At 64.8% G+C, this 500-nt stretch carries 1 pseudogene; it reads left to right on the forward strand.

Features of this window, described 5'->3' with window-relative positions:
• Positions 1 to 500: pseudogene (locus ACT6Q8_RS25760) on the forward strand (nitrate/nitrite transporter); the annotation flags it as partial.

Below are 500 nucleotides of genomic sequence, written 5' to 3' on the forward strand. Positions count from 1 at the left end.
CCGCTGATCATCACGGCCGGCGTGTTCGGCGCGTTGGGCGGGGCGGCCCAGCAGACCGCGGAAGGCGGCCAGCTGTGGCTGCAGAACGCCGGGTTCGTGTGGGTGCCCTTCATCATTGCCAGCAGCCTGCTGGCGTGGTTCGGGATGAACGATATCGCCGATGCCAAGGCCAGCTTTGCCGAACAGGCGGTGATCTTCCAGCGCAAGCACAACTGGCTGATGTGCTGGCTTTATACCGGCACCTTCGGCAGCTTCATCGGCTTTTCGGCCGGCCTGCCGCTGCTCGCCAAGCAGCAGTTTCCGCAAGTGGACGTGCTGCAATTCGTGTTCCTCGGCCCGCTCGTCGGCGCGCTGAGCCGGGCGGGCACGGGCTGGGTGTCGGACAAGTGGGGCGGCGCGCGGGTCACCTTCTGGGTGTTCGTGCTGATGATGCTGGGCGTGTTCGGGGTCATGTATTTTATCCAGGCCGCTAGCTGGTGGGGCTTCCTGAGCATGTTCAT

It is taken from the genome of Niveispirillum sp., assembly GCF_052437035.1.
In the GTDB taxonomy this organism is placed as follows: domain Bacteria; phylum Pseudomonadota; class Alphaproteobacteria; order Azospirillales; family Azospirillaceae; genus Niveispirillum.